The 18,375-nt window shown below is 60.6% G+C and carries 14 protein-coding genes; 12 read left to right on the top strand and 2 right to left on the bottom strand.

Annotation, left to right across the window (positions count from 1 at the left end):
• Window positions 1-6 precede the first annotated feature (6 nt).
• Both xylB and xylA read left to right on the top strand, forming a co-directional pair.
• Window positions 7-1,461, top strand: a complete 1,455-nt coding sequence (gene xylB / locus AM571_RS17760) for a xylulokinase (protein ID WP_074062538.1) — start codon at window positions 7-9, stop codon at window positions 1,459-1,461.
• Window positions 1,462-1,596: 135 nt separating this feature from the next.
• Window positions 1,597-2,907, top strand: a complete 1,311-nt coding sequence (xylA, locus tag AM571_RS17755; protein WP_074062537.1) for a xylose isomerase — start codon at window positions 1,597-1,599, stop codon at window positions 2,905-2,907.
• A 50-nt stretch (window positions 2,908-2,957) separates the two neighbouring features.
• On the opposite strand, the gene AM571_RS17750 is transcribed toward xylA, so the two are convergent.
• Window positions 2,958-3,989, bottom strand: coding sequence for a LacI family DNA-binding transcriptional regulator (locus AM571_RS17750; RefSeq protein WP_074062536.1), 1,032 nt, complete (start codon window positions 3,987-3,989; stop codon window positions 2,958-2,960).
• 169 nt (window positions 3,990-4,158) lie between these two features.
• Between AM571_RS17750 and AM571_RS17745 the strand changes: the two genes are divergently transcribed.
• The 10 genes from AM571_RS17745 to AM571_RS17700 all read left to right on the top strand — a co-directional run bounded on the left by AM571_RS17745 (window position 4,159) and on the right by AM571_RS17700 (window position 17,399).
• On the top strand, window positions 4,159-5,682 hold the full coding sequence (locus AM571_RS17745; RefSeq protein WP_074062535.1) for a sugar ABC transporter ATP-binding protein: 1,524 nt from the start codon (window positions 4,159-4,161) through the stop codon (window positions 5,680-5,682).
• Between the two features lie 72 nt (window positions 5,683-5,754).
• Window positions 5,755-6,765: an ABC transporter permease gene (locus tag AM571_RS17740; RefSeq protein ID WP_074062534.1), complete on the top strand. Its 1,011-nt coding sequence runs from the start codon at window positions 5,755-5,757 to the stop codon at window positions 6,763-6,765.
• A 68-nt stretch (window positions 6,766-6,833) separates the two neighbouring features.
• On the top strand, window positions 6,834-7,781 hold the full coding sequence (locus tag AM571_RS17735; RefSeq protein WP_074062533.1) for a substrate-binding domain-containing protein: 948 nt from the start codon (window positions 6,834-6,836) through the stop codon (window positions 7,779-7,781).
• A 245-nt stretch (window positions 7,782-8,026) separates the two neighbouring features.
• On the top strand, window positions 8,027-9,079 hold the full coding sequence (locus AM571_RS17730; RefSeq protein WP_074062532.1) for a sugar phosphate isomerase/epimerase family protein: 1,053 nt from the start codon (window positions 8,027-8,029) through the stop codon (window positions 9,077-9,079).
• A 195-nt stretch (window positions 9,080-9,274) separates the two neighbouring features.
• Window positions 9,275-10,462 (top strand): Gfo/Idh/MocA family protein, encoded by a 1,188-nt coding sequence (locus AM571_RS17725; protein ID WP_074062531.1) that lies wholly within the window; start codon window positions 9,275-9,277, stop codon window positions 10,460-10,462.
• Window positions 10,463-10,695: 233 nt separating this feature from the next.
• A complete protein-coding gene (locus AM571_RS17720) occupies window positions 10,696-12,069 on the top strand; it encodes a GH1 family beta-glucosidase (protein ID WP_074062530.1) in 1,374 nt (457 codons plus the stop codon).
• 418 nt (window positions 12,070-12,487) lie between these two features.
• On the top strand, window positions 12,488-13,561 hold the full coding sequence (locus AM571_RS17715) for a methionine ABC transporter ATP-binding protein (protein ID WP_074062529.1): 1,074 nt from the start codon (window positions 12,488-12,490) through the stop codon (window positions 13,559-13,561).
• Entirely contained in the window at window positions 13,551-14,216 is a 666-nt protein-coding gene (locus AM571_RS17710) for a methionine ABC transporter permease (RefSeq protein WP_074062528.1), read from the top strand. The genes AM571_RS17715 and AM571_RS17710 overlap by 11 nt, the downstream gene beginning before the upstream one ends.
• 31 nt (window positions 14,217-14,247) lie before the next feature.
• Window positions 14,248-15,024: a MetQ/NlpA family ABC transporter substrate-binding protein gene (locus AM571_RS17705; RefSeq protein WP_074062527.1), complete on the top strand. Its 777-nt coding sequence runs from the start codon at window positions 14,248-14,250 to the stop codon at window positions 15,022-15,024.
• Between the two features lie 167 nt (window positions 15,025-15,191).
• Entirely contained in the window at window positions 15,192-17,399 is a 2,208-nt protein-coding gene (locus tag AM571_RS17700) for an EAL domain-containing protein (RefSeq protein WP_074062526.1), read from the top strand.
• Window positions 17,400-17,401: 2 nt separating this feature from the next.
• On the opposite strand, the gene AM571_RS17695 is transcribed toward AM571_RS17700, so the two are convergent.
• Window positions 17,402-18,331, bottom strand: coding sequence for a rhodanese-related sulfurtransferase (locus AM571_RS17695; RefSeq protein WP_074063333.1), 930 nt, complete (start codon window positions 18,329-18,331; stop codon window positions 17,402-17,404).
• Window positions 18,332-18,375: the final 44 nt, after the last annotated feature.

Below are 18,375 nucleotides of genomic sequence, written 5' to 3'. Positions count from 1 at the left end.
AATGACATGTATCTGGGTCTCGATCTCGGAACCTCGGGCGTCAAGGCGATGCTCATCGACGGCGATCAGAAGATCATCGGCTCGGCGAATGGCTCGCTCGATGTTTCGCGGCCGCATTCCGGTTGGTCGCAACAGGAACCGTCGGATTGGATTCGCGCAACCGAGGAGGCTGTTGCGGGCCTGAAAGCGAACCATCCGAAAGAGCTCGGGGCTGTCAGGGGTGTCGGCCTTTCCGGCCAGATGCATGGCGCAACACTGCTCGATGCCGGCGACAGGGTGCTGCGTCCTTGTATTCTCTGGAACGATACGCGTTCCTATCTCGAGGCGGCGGCGCTGGATGCCGATCCCAAATTCCGCAAGCTGACGGGCAACATCGTCTTTCCCGGGTTTACCGCGCCGAAACTCGCCTGGGTCGCCAAGCATGAGCCGGGCATTTTCGCCAAGGTCGCCAAGGTGCTGCTGCCGAAGGACTACCTGCGGCTCTGGCTGACAGGCGAGCACATTTCCGAAATGTCGGATTCTGCCGGTACGTCCTGGCTCGATACCGGCAAACGCAAATGGTCGTCGGAGCTTCTCGCCGCGACCGGTCTCGACGAAAAGCAGATGCCGGCGCTGGTGGAAGGCACGGCGCAGGCAGGAAAGCTGCGCGGCGAACTCGCTGCCAAGTGGGGCATTGCGGGCGATGCTGTCGTTGCCGGCGGGGCAGGCGACAATGCAGCGTCTGCCTGCGGCATGGGCACCGTCAGCGATGGCGCGGCCTTCGTCTCGCTCGGCACGTCGGGCGTTCTCTTCGCGGCGAATGCCGCCTACCTGCCGAAGCCAGACAGTGCAGTCCATGCCTTCTGCCACGCCCTACCCGACACCTGGCATCAGATGGGTGTCATCCTCTCGGCCACCGATGCCTTGAACTGGCATGCAAGCGTTACTGGCAAATCCGCTGCCGATCTCACGAACGAACTCGGCGAGACGCCAAAGGCACCCTCTGGGGTCACCTTCCTTCCTTATCTTTCCGGCGAACGCACGCCGCACAATGATGCCGTCATCCGTGGCGCCTTCATCGGCCTCGAGCATGAGAGCAGTCGGGTTGTGCTGACGCAGGCCGTGCTCGAGGGCGTGTCGTTCGCCATCCGCGACAACCTCGAAGCGCTGCGTTCGGCAGGTACCGATATATCCCGCGTCACCGCCATCGGCGGCGGCTCGCGCTCGCGCTACTGGCTGGCGGCAATCGCAACGGCGCTCGACATTCCGGTTGATCTGCCCGCAGACGGCGATTTCGGCGCCGCCTTCGGCGCGGCGCGGCTTGGGCTGATCGCGGCGACGGGCGCCGAGCCGGTTTCGGTCTGCACGCCGCCGAAGACGGCAAATACGATCGAGCCGGTGGCGGCTTTGAGCGGTGCCTATGAGGATGCCTACAGGCGCTACCGGGCGCTTTATCCGGCGATCAGATCGCTGGCGCATTGAGATGGTGGCTACCCCTCATCCGCCTGCCCGTACTTGCAGCGGCGCCCTGTTCCCCTTTTTCCGGTGGGCAAAGGCAGGGGTTAAGGGGCGCGTGCCTTCATAAACAACAAGAGTGAAACCCAAGGAGACAACACCATGAGCACCGGATTTTTCGGCGATATCCAGAAAGTGAAATATGAAGGCCCCAACAGCACCAATCCGCTGGCCTTCCGCCACTACCAGCCCGACGAAATTGTCATGGGCAAGCGTATGGAAGATCACCTGCGCTTTGCGGTTGCCTACTGGCACACATTCACCTGGCCAGGCGGCGATCCCTTCGGCGGCCAGACCTTCCTGCGGCCCTGGTTCGAAGACACGATGAAGGCAGCAAGGCTGAAGGCCGATGTCGCCTTCGAATTCTTCCAGCTGCTCGGCGCACCCTTTTATTGCTTCCATGACGCCGATGTTCGCCCGGAAGGCAACAGCTTTGCCGAGAACACGAAGAACCTCAACGATATCGTCGATTACTTTGCCGAAAAGCAGGCTGCGACCGGCGTCAAGCTGCTTTGGGGCACGGCGAACCTGTTCTCGAACCGCCGCTTCATGTCGGGTGCCGCGACCAATCCGGATCCGGATGTCTTTGCATTTTCGGCTGCGACGGTGAAGACCTGCATGGATGCGACGCACAAGCTCGGCGGCGAAAACTACGTGCTTTGGGGTGGCCGCGAAGGCTATGAGACGCTGCTCAACACCGACCTCAAGCGCGAGCTCGATCAGCTCGGCCGCTTCCTCAACCTTGTCGTCGAATACAAGCACAAGATCGGCTTCAAGGGCACGATCCTGATCGAGCCAAAGCCGCAGGAGCCCACCAAGCATCAGTACGACTACGATGTCGCGACCGTCTACGGCTTCCTGAAGAGGAATGGCCTGGAAAATGAGGTGAAGGTCAATATCGAGCAGGGCCACGCGATTCTTGCCGGCCATTCCTTCGAGCACGAGCTGGCGCTTGCCAACGCACTCGGCATCTTCGGCTCGATCGACATGAACCGTAACGATTACCAGTCCGGCTGGGATACCGACCAGTTCCCGAACAACGTCCCGGAAATGGCGCTCGCCTATTACCACGTCCTGGCAGGCGGCGGCTTCAAGACCGGCGGCACGAACTTCGATTCGAAGTTGCGGCGTCAGTCGCTCGACCCGGAAGACCTGCTGATCGGCCATATCGGCGGCATGGACTGCTGCGCTCGCGGGCTTAAGGCGGCGGCCAGGATGATAGAGGATAAGGCACTCTCCAAACCGCTCGAGGATCGCTATGCCGGCTGGAACGGCCCCGAAGGCCAGAAGCTCTTGCGCGGCGAATATTCGCTCGAGCAGATCGCAGAGTGGGTTGAAACGCGCAACATCAACCCGCAGCCGAAATCGGGCAAGCAGGAACTGCTGGAAAACGTCGTCAACCGATACGTTTGAGCAATGCGGACCGGCGGCAGCTCTCGTTACCGGCTGCCGCCGTCTCCTTCTTACTTCCTGATCCAGTTCCGCGAGGGCGCCGAGACTGAGTTGCGGACCACCAGGTCGGGTCTGAGCAGGATTTCCGTCTCGGCGGGCTGACGGTCCGACAGCAGTTCGAGCAGCAGCGCCATGGCATGCTTGCCGATGGCGGTGCGCGGCTGGCGGATCGTCGTCAGCGAGGGTGACATAAAGACGGCTTGAGGCACGTCGTCGAAGCCGGTCACGGAAAAATCCCGAGGAATATCGTAGCCGCGCGCGCCAAGGCCGATCATCACGCCGATGGCGGTCTGGTCATTGACGCACATGAAGGCCGTTGGCAGCGTATCGCGCATAAAAAGCTGTTCGACCGCCAGCCGGCCGCTTTCGATCGTGCCGTCGCCTTCGAAGACAATTCGAAGGCCTGGACTGACGCCTGCGGCATCCAGTCCGGCGTCATAACCCATGCGCCGCCGGCTATAGGCGAGGCGGGTGCGCGAATCGCCAATGAAGGCAATATTTCGATGGCCCTCGGCAATCAGCAGGTCGACGGCCTTGCGGGCGCCTGCGATGTCGTCCACGCCGACATAGGGGATGCCGCCGTTGAAGACCGGCTCGAAGACGCCGACACTGGGCGGCAGGCGCGCCGTCATGGTCTGGTGTCCGAAGGGCAGGATGCCGGTGAACAGGATCAGCCCGGCCGCCTGATTGGAATTCAGGAACTTCAGATATTCGAGGCCGCGTTGGGCATCATTCTGCGTATGGCCGATGAGAATGCCGTAGCCGTGCGCGCGGGCTTCATTCTCCAAGCCGACCAGGATGTTGGAGAAATTCGGGTCGCCGATGTCGGGCGCGACGACGAGAATCATGTTCGAGCGCCCGAGCCGCAGGCTGCGCGCCATCGCATTCGTCGTGTAACCGGTGATGGCGATTGCCTGGTTGACCTTGAGGCGTGTCGAGTTCGCGACCTTCTCGGGCATATGGATCGCGCGGGAGACCGTTGCAATCGAAACCTGGGCAATTCGGGCGACGTCTTCGATTGTTGCGGGGCTGGAATTCGACACTGCGCTCTGCCTTGGGTCTCGTCTTGACCGGGACACTACACAGACTTCCCAGAAGGTCAAAGGCGACGCTGAAAAATTCTCATCTATGCAATGATGTAAACCTTTACATCGCCAATGTAAAGGTTTACACAGTCGCTAAAGCGGACGGGAGCCGTAAGGGGAGGGAAGAATGGATCCGGAGACCGTCGAAGGCGCGGTGCTGCTGTCCGCGAGGCGAATTAGCAAGTCGTTCAGCGGCGTTCAGGTGCTCTTCAGCGTCAATTTCGATCTCCGCGCCGGCGAAATTCACGCGCTGATGGGCGAAAACGGTGCCGGCAAATCCACACTCGTCAAGATCCTTTCCGGTTTCGAAGAGCCAAGCTCCGGCGAAATCCTGCTCGACGGCAAGCCTGTAAAGCTGCCGCCCAATGGTGCCGCAGAGGCGCTCGGCATTGTCATCATTCACCAGGAATTCAATCTCGCCGAACACCTGACCGTGACCGAAAGCCTGTTTCTCGGCCGCGAAGTCACCCGTTACGGCGTTCTCGACCGCAAGTATATGCGCGCCGAAGCGCGGCGCGTCCTCGATCTCCTCGGCTCGCATGTCGACGTGAACGCGCAGATCAGCACGCTGTCGATCGCCGACAAGCAGATGGTGGAAATCGCCAAGGCGATCAGCCGCAATGCGCGGATCGTCTTCATGGACGAACCGACCGCCGTGCTCTCGCGCGAGGAGATCAATTTCCTCTTCAAGCAGGTGCGCAAGCTTCGCGACCAGGGAACGAGCTTCGTCTTTGTTTCCCACAAGCTCGACGAAGTCATGGAACTGACCGACCGGGTGACGGTCCTGCGCGACGGCCAATGGGTGAAGACCTCGCCCACCGCCATCCTGGACGGCGAATCCATTGCTCAATTGATGGTCGGGCGGGAGCTCTCCAGCCTGTATCCCGCCAAAAACGAACCCGATGTCGACGAAGAGGTCGTGCTCAGCGTCCATTCCGTATCGACCCACTATGTCCGTGATGCCAGTTTCGAGGTCCGCAGAGGCGAGATCCTCGGCTTTTCCGGCTTGATCGGATCCGGCCGTACCGAGCTTATGGAGGCCATCATCGGTCTGCGCCCGCGCGCATCGGGTGAGGTCACGGTCAACGGGCAGGCCGTGCCTCCGCACGACGTTCATGCCGCAAATCGCGCAGGCCTGGCCTACATGACCAAGGACCGTAAGTCCAAGGGACTGCTTCTCAACTCCGGCATGATCGCCAACCTAACGCTGCAATCCTTGGACAAGCATGGCCGGTTTGGCTATCTGAGCGCTGCGAGCGAAGCCGCTGCGATGGCAAGGGCCCGCCGCCGCTTCGACATCCGCGTCAGGGACGGCAATATCGTTGCCGGCCGCATGTCCGGCGGCAACCAGCAGAAATTGCTGCTGGCGAAAGTCATGGAGATCGAGCCGCAGATCATCATCATCGACGAGCCGACGCGCGGCATCGACGTCGGCACCAAACAGCAGATCTATCATTTCATTTCGGCACTGGCCCGCGATGGTCATTCGATCATCGTGGTGTCTTCGGAGATGCCGGAGGTGATCGGACTTTGCACGCGTATCGCCGTGATGCGCGAGGGGCGAATCGTCGGCATTTTGGAGGGCGATGAGATCTCCGAACAGGAAATCATGCGCTACGCGGCGGGACTGAAGAAAAAGATTGCAGCCTGACCAGGCGAAACGATCGGTCGAGGCGTGACGGCGAATTCCCAGGGATAATGGGACGGGAGGTTGGATTTGAACATGAGTGTAAGCGAGGAAAGCAGCCAAAAGGAAAGCCGGCGCCGATCCTGGCGCGATGTCGATCTTCGGGCGGTCGCGCCCTTTGCGGCACTGGCATTGCTTCTCGTTGTCGGGGCGCTGGTCAATCCGAATTTCATCGGCATCACGAACCTTGCCAATGTTGCAACGAGAAGCGCTTTCATTGCCATCATCGCTGTGGGCGCGACCTTCGTGATATCGGCGGGTGACTTGGACCTTTCCGTGGGCTCGATGGTCGCTTTCGTCGCCAGCCTGATGATCCTGTTCATGAATTCCGGCGCGATCGCCGATCCGGCGCTGATGCTGACGACTGCCATCGTGCTCACGGTCGTGATCGGCGCGTCATGCGGCCTTGCAAACGGTCTCATCACCACCGTCGGCAAGATCGAGCCCTTCATCGCCACGCTCGGCACCATGGGCGTTTACCGCGGCTTGACCACATGGCTTTCGCAGGGCGGCGCCATCACGCTGCGCGAGCCCGAACTGCAGGCACTCTACCGCCCGGCCTATTTCGGCTCCATCCTCGGCGTGCCGGTCCCGATCGCCGTGATCCTTGCCGTCACCGGCGTTGCAGCCTTCGTCCTCTACCGCACCCGCTATGGGCGGCATGTCGTGGCGGTCGGCTCCAGCAGCGACGTGGCGCGTTACTCCGGTATCGCCGTCAATCGCGTACGCACGATCGCCTTCGTCATCCAGGGCCTGTGCGTCGCCATCGCCGTGCTTCTCTACGTGCCGCGGCTTGGCTCGACCTCGGCGACGACGGGCATCCTTTGGGAACTGCAGGCGATCACCGCCGTGGTCGTCGGCGGCACGGCGCTCAAGGGTGGCGCGGGCCGGGTCTGGGGCACGATTTGCGGCGCCTTCATTCTCGAACTCGTCGGCAACATCATGCTGCTTTCGAATTTCATCAGCGAATACCTGATCGGCGCCATCCAGGGGGCGATCATCATCATCGCCATGCTGGTTCAGCGGTCGCTGGTGCGTAAATCGTGAATAGCCGGGTCTATGGGTCGCCCGGTCCTCGATCGACTAGGCCCTTCATTATTTGGGAGAGAGAAAAAATGCGAAGAAAAATTCTGGGGCTGGTGGTTGCCATGGCAGTCCTCACGGGCGTCTCGTATGCCCAGGACAAGAAGGTAACGATCGGCGTTTCCATTCCGGCAGCCGACCACGGCTGGACGGCCGGCGTCGTCTTCCACGCAGAGCGCGTGGCAAAGCTGCTCATGGCCGAACATCCGGGCCTGAACGTCATTGTCAAGACCTCGCCAGATGCTGCAAGTCAGGCAAACGCCGTGCAGGATCTCGCGACCCAAGGCATCGATGCCTTGGTCATCCTGCCGTCGGATCCGGATCCGCTCGTCAACGCCATCAAGGAAATCAAGGATGCCGGCAAGTTCGTGGCGCTCGTCGACCGTGCCCCGAGCAACAACGATGATTCCGTTCGCGATCTCTATGTGGCCGGCAACAACCCGGCGCTCGGCGAAGTCGCCGGCAAGTATATCAAGGAAAACACGCCGGATGCAGAGGTGGTCGTCATCCGCGGCCTGCCGATCCCGATCGACCAGCAGCGCCAGGATGGCTTCGACAAGGGCATCGCTGGTTCGAACGTCAAGGTTCTCGATCGCCAGTACGGCAACTGGAACCGCGACGACGCCTTCAAGGTCATGCAGGACTATCTGACGAAGTACCAGAAAATCGACGTCGTATGGTGCCAGGACGACGACATGGCCGTCGGCGTGCTGCAGGCCATCGAGCAGGCCAAGCGTACCGACATCCAGTATGTCGTCGCCGGCGCCGGCTCCAAGGACATGGTCAAGAAGGTCATCGACGGCGACAAGCTGATCCCCGTCGACGTTCTCTATCCTCCGGCGATGGTCGGCACGGCGATGGAAATGACGGCAGCCAATTTCTACGATCAGGTTCCGGTGCGTGGCACCTATATCCTCGACGCGACGCTCATCACCAAGGATAACGCCAAGGACTTCTACTTCCCCGATTCTCCATTCTGATGTTCCAACTGCAATGCGCCCATTCGCAAGGATGGGCGCATTTTCTCTGCTTGCACACGCGCTGCGGCCAAGAATGCGGCACGTACCTCTTGCAGCCTCCAGACAGGCATGATTAGCTCGCTTCGGTTTGACTTTCGGCATTTCAACTGCATCTGCCCAAAGGCGTGCGGCGCCTTGCCCCAGCCGAAATGCGTGCCAGAAGTTATCATAAACGTTTACGATCGATCATCAGGGAGGATTCTGACATGAAGACGATCAAAGGGCCCGGCCTGTTCCTCGGGCAGTTTGCGGGAGATGCCGCGCCTTTCAATTCATGGGATGCGATCACCAAATGGGCGGCTGATATCGGCTATAAGGGCGTGCAAGTCCCGACCTGGGCCGGTCAGTTGATCGATCTGAAGAAGGCTGCCAGCTCCAAGGATTATTGCGACGAATTCGCCGGCAAGGCGCGTGAAAACGGTATCGAGATCACCGAGCTTTCGACCCACCTGCAAGGCCAGCTGGTTGCCGTTCACCCTGCCTATGACGAAGCCTTCGACGGCTTTGCCGCACCGGAAGTGCGCGGCAATGCGAAGGCCCGGCAGGAATGGGCGGTGGAGCAGGTGAAGATGGCGCTGACGGCCTCCAAGCACCTTGGCATCAAGGCACATGCGACCTTTTCAGGTGCGCTTGCCTGGCCCTTCATTTACCCGTGGCCGCAGCGTCCGGCCGGTCTTGTCGAAACAGCCTTTGACGAGCTTGCCCGCCGCTGGAAGCCGATCCTCGACCATGCCGAGGCGTGCGGCGTCGACGTCTGCTATGAGATCCATCCCGGCGAGGATTTGCATGATGGCGTCACCTACGAGATGTTTCTCGAGCGGGTCGGCAACCATCCGCGCGCCAACATGCTCTACGATCCTTCGCATTACGTCCTGCAGTGCCTCGACTATCTCGACAACATCGACATCTACAAGGATCGCATCAAGATGTTCCACGTCAAGGATGCGGAGTTCAATCCGACCGGTCGCCAGGGCGTCTATGGCGGTTATCAGGGCTGGGTCGAGCGCGCTGGCCGCTTCCGCTCGCTCGGCGACGGTCAGGTGGATTTCGGCGCCGTCTTCTCGAAAATGACGGCCAACAATTTCGACGGCTGGGCCGTTGTCGAATGGGAATGCGCGCTGAAGCATCCCGAAGACGGTGCGCGGGAGGGTGCTGAGTTCGTCAAGGCACACATCATCCGCGTTACCGAGAAGGCCTTCGACGATTTCGCCGGCAGCGGTACGGACCAAGCGGCGAACCGCAGGATGCTCGGGCTCTGAGCCTTGCTTTTTTACTTCTCCCCTCGGGGAGAAGATGTCCCGAAGGACGGATGAGGGGGCGCAGCCGAGCGACGTCTTGAGCAAACGGCGAAAGACTGCATCAGCCGCACCCCCATCCGGCTATCGCCACCTTTTCCCCCTGAGGAGAGGGAGTCGCGAGACCGTCGGCAAACACTCATTTCTTTGGAGGAACCTATGGCAATTGAAGGATCAAGTGAACAGGCGCGCGAGCCGCGCATCCGCCTCGGCATGGTCGGCGGCGGAGCGGGTGCGTTCATCGGCGCCGTGCATCGCATAGCCGCCCGCATCGACGATCAATACGAACTCATCGCAGGTGCGCTGTCGTCGACGCCGGAAAAGGCGATCGCATCGGGCCGCGATCTCGGCCTTGCCCCGTCGCGCACCTACGCAAGCTACCGCGAAATGGCGATCCGTGAGGCGAAGCTTAAGAACGGCATCGAGGCGGTCTCGATCGTCACGCCGAACCATGTTCACTACAATGCCGCCAAGGAATTCCTGCGTCGGGGCATCCACGTCATCTGCGACAAGCCGCTGACCTCCAATCTTGCCGACGCCAAGAGGCTGAAGAAGGTCGCCGACGAGAGCGGCGCGCTATTCATCCTGACGCACAATTACACCGGCTATCCGATGGTCCGTCAGGCGCGCGAGATGATTGCCAATGGTGAACTCGGCGATATCCGCATCGTGCAGGCCGAATATCCGCAGGACTGGCTGACTGAGCCTGTCGAGCAGAGCGGTGCCAAGCAGGCCGTCTGGCGCACCGACCCGGCACAGTCGGGCGCGGGCGGTTCGACCGGCGATATCGGCACGCATGCCTATAACCTTGCCTCCTTCATCACCGGCCTCGAACTCGACAGTCTTGCGGCCGATCTCGATAGTTTCGTCGAAGGCCGTCGCCTGGACGACAACGCTCACGTGCTTCTGCGCTTCAAGGCAAAAGGCAAGGAGAGGCCGGCCAAGGGCATGCTCTGGTGCAGCCAGGTGGCTCCCGGCCATGAAAATGGGCTGAAGATTCGCGTCTACGGCACCAAGGGCGGCTTCGAGTGGGTGCAGGCAGACCCCAACTATCTCTGGTACACGCCGTTCGGCGAGCCGAAGCGCCTGATTACCCGCAACGGCGCGGGTTCGGGTGCTGCCGCTGCCCGCGTCTCACGCATTCCCTCCGGCCATCCGGAAGGCTACCTCGAAGCCTTCGCGACGATCTATACGGAAGCGGCCCATGCGATCAATGCGCACAAGAAGGGCAAAGCGGTCGAAAAGGCCGTGGTCTATCCGACCGTCGATGACGGCGTGAAGGGCGTTGCCTTCGTCGAGGCCTGCGTTGCTTCGTCGAAGCGGAATGGGGCTTGGGTCAAGCTTTGATGACCGGATCTTGGGCGAGCCCCTCGTCCGGCTGCAGCCACCTTCTCCCCGCGAACGGGGGAGGTCCATCGCCTCGTTTTTCCGGAGACGTCAGCGTGAGTGCGACACCTACCCGGCAGGTTCGCTATCGGCCTGCACCGTTGCAGGATTGACGTTTCCACTCTGTACAACGCCGGTTCCTTTGGCTACACCGCCGCTTGACCGACCAGTCCATAACCAGACGGGGTTTTTTGATGCTAGATCCCAAGACACTCGCCGCCCGCTTTCCGGGCGATTTCACCTTCGGCGTCGCGACGGCTGCCTTCCAGATCGAAGGTGCCAGTAAAGCGGATGGGCGCAAACCGTCGATCTGGGATGCCTTCTGCAACATGCCGGGCCGTGTCCATAACCGCGATAACGGCGATATTGCCTGCGATCACTACAATCGGCTCGAGCAGGACCTTGACCTGATCAAGGACATGGGGGTCGAGGCCTATCGCTTCTCGATCGCCTGGCCGCGCATCATTCCAGATGGAACAGGGCCTGTGAACGAAGCCGGCCTCGATTTCTACGACCGCCTCGTAGACGGTTGCAAGGCGCGAGGCATCAAGACCTTCGCGACGCTTTATCACTGGGACCTGCCGCTGCTGTTGGCAGGCGACGGCGGCTGGACGGCGCGCTCCACGGCCTACGCCTATCAACGCTACGCAAAGACCGTCATGGCGCGTCTCGGCGACCGGCTCGACAGCGTCGCGACCTTCAACGAACCATGGTGCATCGTCTGGCTCAGCCACCTCTACGGCATCCACGCACCGGGCGAGCGCAACATGCAGGCAGCCCTTCACGCCATGCACTACATCAACCTTGCGCACGGGCTTGGTGTCGAGGCCATCCGCGCCGAGGCGCCGAAGGTGCCAGCCGGCCTGGTGCTGAATGCGATGCCCGTCATTCCAAGATCACAGAGCAAGGCGGATATTGCGGCCGGCGAACGCGCGCATCAGTTCCACAACGGCGCCTTCTTCGATCCGGTCTTCAAGGGCGAGTATCCGAGCGAGTTCGTGGAAGCACTCGGCGGCAACATGCCCGCCGTCGAAGATGGGGACCTGAAGATCATCGGCCAGACGCTCGATTGGTGGGGGCTGAACTACTATACGCCTTTGCGTGTTGCCGACGACCCGGCAAAAAACGGCGATTTCCCGTGGACGGCCGAAGCGCCGCGTGCCAGCGACGTGAAGACAGATATCGGCTGGGAGGTCTATGCGCCCGGCCTCAAGCATGTCGTCGAAGACCTCTATCGTCGCTATGAACTGCCGGAATGCTACATCACCGAGAATGGCGCCTGCTACAACATGGATGTGGTCAACGGCGAGGTCGATGACCAGCCGCGACTGGATTATTACAGCGATCACCTGGCGGTCGTCGCCGATCTCATCAAGGACGGCTTCCCCATGCGCGGTTACTTCGCCTGGAGCCTGATGGACAACTTCGAATGGGCGGAAGGCTACAAGATGCGTTTCGGCCTCGTGCATGTCGATTACGACACCCAGGTCCGCACGCTCAAGAAGAGCGGCAAATGGTACCGGGAGCTGGCAAGCCAGTTTCCGGCGGGCAATCACAAGGCGGGTTGAACCTTCCGCCGCTTCTGGCGAGAAGACCCGAAAGCCGGTTGGGCCTTCTGGAAGACCCGACCTCTTGTTGTTCGATCGTTCGCTCCTTTCATCGTTCACCCCCATCCGACACTTCACCCGCCGGGGAAGAAGCAGGCGGTGCTGCTTCGTCACTCAGGCGATTGCACAATGGGTGGTTTTTTGCCGCCCTGACCGATTCAAAGAAAAAATCTCTCTGTCAATCGCGACTGGAACTCCGCCATAAAGCATTACATCCCTGCGCATGGCAGCCATGCGCCGATCAAATTGAATCTTCCGGTTGTGTGATGATAAAGACTGCCTCTCTGTTCCGAATGCGTTGCCGAATGCCGGCCTGATCAGACGCGCCGCGTCGCCAGCCATTCAGCGATTGCCGACTAGTTGAACATCGAGAGCATCCATGCCTTCCGACCCTTCCAGCGCGGCCAATGCCGCAAACAGCGTCCTCTTCGAAGCCGTATCGAAACGCTTCGGCGCCGAGAACAAATCGTTTACCGCCCTTGAAGCGGTCGATTTTGCCGTCGCACGCAGCTCCATTACTGGCATCATCGGGCGTTCCGGGGCCGGCAAGTCGACGCTGATCCGTCTTGTCAACGGCCTGGAACGTCCAACAAGCGGCAAGATCATCGTCGATGGCGTCAACGTGCCCGATCTGGACGAGGCTGGCCTGCGTGTGCTGCGCCGTTCGGTCGGCATGATCTTCCAGCATTTCAACCTGTTGTCCTCGCGCACCGCCTTCGGCAATGTGGCACTGCCCCTGGAAATCGCCGGTTTCGACAAAAACGCCATTCGTGCACGCGTCGAGCCGCTGCTTAATCTCGTCGGGCTTTCGGACAAACGAGACCGCTATCCGGCAGAACTGTCCGGTGGGCAGAAACAGCGCGTCGGCATTGCCCGCGCACTTGCCACGCAGCCGAAGCTCTTGCTTTCCGATGAAGCGACCTCCGCGCTCGATCCGGAGACCACCCAGTCGATCCTAGAGCTCTTAAAGCGGATCAATGCAGAGTTGGGGCTTACGGTGCTTCTGATCACCCACGAGATGGAGGTCGTCAAAGCCGTCACCAGCGACGTTGCGGTGATCGACAAGGGCATCATCGTCGAGCGCGGCCGCACCTTCGAGGTCTTCACCCGGCCGCAACATCCAACGACGCGCGCTCTGCTTGCCGGGTTGCCGGGTTCGAAGCTTCCGGCAGCGCTGGCATCCGGCCTGCGGCCGCACAAGACACAAGGCGGTCGCGTTGCCGTGCGCATCACGTTCTTCGGGCGAACTGCTGAACAGCCGCTGATCTCGCAGCTTATCCAGACGTTGGGTTCGGATATCAACATTATCGCCGGAACGGTCGACGAGATCGGCGGCGAACCCTACGGCTCGCTTATCATCACCTATGCCGCGGATGATGCGACTTTTGCGAAAGCGGATGAATTCTTCAACGCGAACGGTCTCGTTGCGGAGGTGCTCGGCTATGTCTCCTGATCTTCTGCTTCTCATAGCCAAGGCAACGCTCGACACGCTGCGCATGGTGGCGATCGCCGGCCTCATCGGCTCCCTGATCGGGTTGCCGATCGGCGTGTTCCTGGCCACAAGCGGTCGCGGCGAGCTCTTTCCGGCGCCTTCTTTCAACAGAGTCGTTGGACTGCTCGTCAACGCAACGCGCTCGACGCCTTTCATCATCCTCGTCGTTGCGATCATTCCATTCACGCGCCTGGTTACCGGCACGTCGATCGGCACCAAGGCCGCGATCGTACCGTTGACGATCGCAACCATCCCGTTCTTCGCGCGGCTCGTCGAGGCTGCCATCCGCGACGTCGACAAGGGCTTGATCGAAGCCGCCCGCGCCATGGGTGCGACCCCGATGCAGATCGTGCGCAAGGTGCTTCTTGCCGAAGCGCGTCCGGCGCTGACACTGGCGCTCACGATGACGCTGGTCAGCCTCATCGGCTATTCGGCGATGGTCGGCGCCGTGGGCGGCGGCGGGCTCGGCGATCTCGGCATTCGCTATGGCTACCAGCGTTTCATGCCGGACGTGATGCTGGTCGTCGTCATCGTCCTGATCCTGCTCGTCCAGGCGGTGCAGAGCGCCGGCGATGCACTTGCCCGCCGTTTCGACAAGCGATCGCGCAAGAATTGATCGAATTGCCATTAACCCAAGGAGAAGATCGATGAAGAAAATCATCCTCGCGGCCGCCCTTGCAGCGGCCTTTGCGACTGCTGCCGCGGCCGAAAGCATCAAGATTGGCGTCACGCCAGGTCCGCATGCACAGATCATGGAGAAGGTGAAGGAAGTTGCAGCGCCCAAGGGCCTCGACATCGAGATCCTTGAATTTTCCGACTATGTCGTGCCGAACCAGGCGCTTGCCGATGGTGAGCTGAACGCCAACTCCTTCCAGCACAAGCCTTATCTCGACAACCAGGTCGCCGATCGCGGCTTCGCGATCGTTGACGTCGCCTATACGGTCAACTTCCCGATGGGCATCTATTCCAAGAAGGTGAAGAGCCTGGACGACCTCGCCGATGGTGCCACTGTTGCGATCCCCAACGACCCCACCAATGGCGGCCGTGCTCTGCTGATCCTCGCCGATAAGGGATTGATCAAGCTCAAGGACGGCGCGAGCCTGAAGGTCGGACCTGCCGATGTCACGGAAAATGCCAGGAATCTGAAGTTCGCCGAACTCGATGCCGCCCAGCTGCCGCGTTCCCTCGACGATGTAGATGCTGCCGTTATCAACACCAACTATGCGTTGGAAGCCGGTCTTGATCCTTCCAAGGATCCGATTGCCCGCGAAGGCGAAAAGGCACCCTATGTCAATATCCTTGCGGTCAACGAGAAGGACAAGGATCAGCCTTGGGTGAAGACGCTGGTCGAAGCCTATCACAGCGATGACGTGAAGCAGTTCATCGCCGATACTTTCAAGGGTTCGGTTATCGCAGGCTGGTAAGCGACCCAACCGGTATGAAATCAAGCCCTCCCGTTCCGAGGGGAGGGCATTTCGATGCGCGGTGATCTTCATTCAGAAAAATCACCCTGGATGAAGCCTTGTAGCCTTTCGCTTTAACCGTTTTTGAAGCCTTGACTGGCAAAGTCCCCGTTATCGGGGAGTCATGTATGCCTGCGTTCTTTAGGCAAAAAAATCAGGCATCGGGGATCGGCCGCCACGCAACTGTTGCGGGTGTGCTTTTTTCCTTTGCGGCTATGGTCGCGGTCGTTACCGTCATGGTGCTGACGGCTTTGTCGCGCGTCACCGATAACGCCAATATTCTCGACGAGGAACGTTCGCGCGAAACCACGGCCGGGGCGATCAAGACGTTCGAAGCGCAACTCGGCGCGACGCTGAACGACTACGCCGCCTGGGACGACGCGGCCGTCAATGTCTATGCCCCGGATGGCATGGCTTGGACGATCAGCAACTACGGCGAAATGTCCTCCAATAGCGCGCTCTTCGACGTGGCGATCGTCATAGATGACGACAAGAAGCCGCTGATGGTCTATCGCGACGGCCAGCCGTCAAACGACGCGATCGACGATTTCTTTGCGCCGTCGCTGTGGACGTTGTTCGACAAAGTGAAGGCCGCCGGGCTCTCATCACCGGAAGCCGTGGGTTTCGTCGGCACCAAGAGCGGCATTGCGGCAGTCGGCGTTGCGCTCGTGCGTGAAAAATCCGGCACGCTGAATGCACCTCAAGGGCAGCGCCGCTACCTGATTTTTGCCCGCCATCTGAACGGGCAGACCATCAAGGGCCTCGGCGAGACCTATGTCATCCAGGGATTGAAGCTGGTGCCGGCCGCTTACGACGCGCACTATTCCGTGGCCATCGATGACGCCGCCGGCAAGGCACTCGGAAAACTCGTATGGATTTCGCGTTCGCCGGGCGACATCAGCTACGCACAGGTGCGCCCGACGATTGTGAAGGCACTCAGCCTCGTCGGGCTGTTCTTCGCCGGCCTGCTCGTCATCGGCTGGCTTGCCGGACGCCGGCTGAAGGCGGAGGAAAACACTGCCCGCGAGGATGCGCTCCGCGATCGCCTCAGCGGTCTGTCGAACCGCGAAGGCCTTGGGATTGCTGTCGATGACGTCGTTGCCAAGGCGAGGCAGACCGGCAAGAACGTACTGCTCCTCTATCTCGACCTCGACGGTTTCAAGGAGGTCAACGATGCCTACGGGCATGGCACCGGTGATCAGTTGATCCGCGCAGTTGCTGCCGGCCTCAAGGTGCTGGTTCCAGATGGCGCGGTTCTGGCGCGCATTGGCGGCGACGAATTTGCGATTGCTTTCCTGTCTGAAGGCGGCAGCGCCGATGCGCTGCAGCTTTCGGAACAGATCCTGGATTTTTTGGCGGAGCCGCTGGAGATCGGCCGGCGCGTCGTCGTCATCGGCGCCAGCATCGGCATCGCGATGGCTGCTGGCGGGACGATCGGCCGCGAAGAATTGGTCCGCCGGGCCGATCTTGCGATGTACAAGGCCAAGGAAGCGGGCCGGGCCCGCATGACGCTTTACGATCCCGCCATGGATGCCGACCGCGAGGAGCGCAATGCGCTTGAACTCGATCTGCGCGTTGCGATCGAAAGTGGCGATCTGACGCTTGCCTATCAGCCGCTGATCGATGCCGCTACACATGAGATGAACGGCGTCGAAGCGCTGGTACGCTGGAATCGTCCCGGCCACGGACCAGTCTCACCGGACGTATTCATCCCCATCGCTGAGACCAGCGGGCTTATCGAGGCGCTTGGTCTGTTTGTGCTGCGCAAGGCCTGTGAGACCGCCAAGCAATGGCCGGAGCTGCGCGTTGCCGTAAACGTTTCCCCCGGCCAGTTCCGCAATCCGGCCTTTACCGACTATGTTCGCTATGTCCTGAAACATACGGCGATCGAGGCGGAACGCGTAACGCTGGAGATCACCGAAGGATACATGATCCAGAATCCGCAGCGCACCCGTCAATCGATCGAGCGGCTGAAGACGCTCGGCGTCAAGATCGCGCTCGACGATTTCGGCTCGGGCTTTTCGTCGATCGGTTATCTCCGCCAATTCGGTTTCGACCGCATCAAGATCGATCGTTCGCTGGTCGAGGGCGTGACCGAAAGCGACAGCCAGCGCGAGATGTTGCAGGCAACCGTCGCGCTTGCCCGCTCACTGGATATTCCGGTGACGGCCGAGGGCATCGAGACGGAAGAGCAGGCACTGGCCGTTCGTCTCTTTGGTTGCGATTGCCTGCAGGGTTATTTCTTCAGCAAGCCGGTGCCGGCAGACAGGATCACCGAAATGCTTGAAGCACGCCGTGCCCTGGACGCGATGCCGCGCCAGATAACCGCTGCCTGAACCTAAGTCCCGATGTGCTTGAGACCGCGTTTCTTGGCAAGCGCGATCTGCAGCTGCCGCTGGCGATAGCGAAGCCGGTCGTCTTCAGTGCGCGTATGGTAGCAGTAGCTGCAGGAAACGCCTTCCTCGTAAAGCGGCGAGGTGGTTTCCTTTGCGGTGATCGGATTGCGGCAGGCATGGCAGAGCTTGTGCTCGCCTTCCTTCAGTCCGTGCTCGACCGACACCCGCTCGTCGAACACGAAGCAGGCGCCGTCCCACAGGCTTTCCTCCCTTGGAACCTCCTCCAGATACTTCAAGATACCGCCCTTGAGGTGGTAGACCTCCTCGAAACCCTGCTCCTTCATGAAGGCCGTCGCCTTTTCGCAGCGGATACCACCGGTGCAGTACATGGCGATCTTCGGCTTGTTGTGCAGGCCGGTGTTCTGGCGCACCCATTCCGGAAATTCGCGGAAGGTCCTGGTTTTCGGATCGACGGCGCCCCGAAAGGTGCCGATCGCCGTTTCGTAGTCGTTGCGCGTGTCGATGACAACCGTGTCGGGATCGGAAATCAACGCGTTCCAATCCTGCGGCATCACATAGGTCCCAACCACCTTGTTGGGGTCGATATTGTCGACCCCCATCGTGACGATCTCTTTTTTGAGTTTCACCTTCATGCGCAGGAAAGGCATTTTGGATGCGCGGCTTTCCTTGTGCTCCAGGGCGATGAATTCCGGCTGCGCCCGCAGGTAGGCGAGCACCGTTTCGATGCCGGCATCCGGTCCGGCGATCGTCCCGTTGATACCTTCATGCGCCAACAGCAGCGTCCCCTTCACGCCGTTTTCTTCGCAAAGCGTCTGCAGGGGCACGCACAGGCTTTCAAAGCGCGGCACGGAAACAAAATGATAAAGCGCCGCCACGAGGAACGGGCTGGTGTGATTGATGCTGTCGGTCATGGCGCTGAAATACAGTCTGAAGCGTTTTTGCGCAAGCTTTGCCA

The sequence above is a fragment of the Rhizobium etli 8C-3 genome, from assembly GCF_001908375.1.
In the GTDB taxonomy this organism is placed as follows: domain Bacteria; phylum Pseudomonadota; class Alphaproteobacteria; order Rhizobiales; family Rhizobiaceae; genus Rhizobium; species Rhizobium etli_B.
This window is presented reverse-complemented; position numbering and strand designations above follow the sequence as displayed.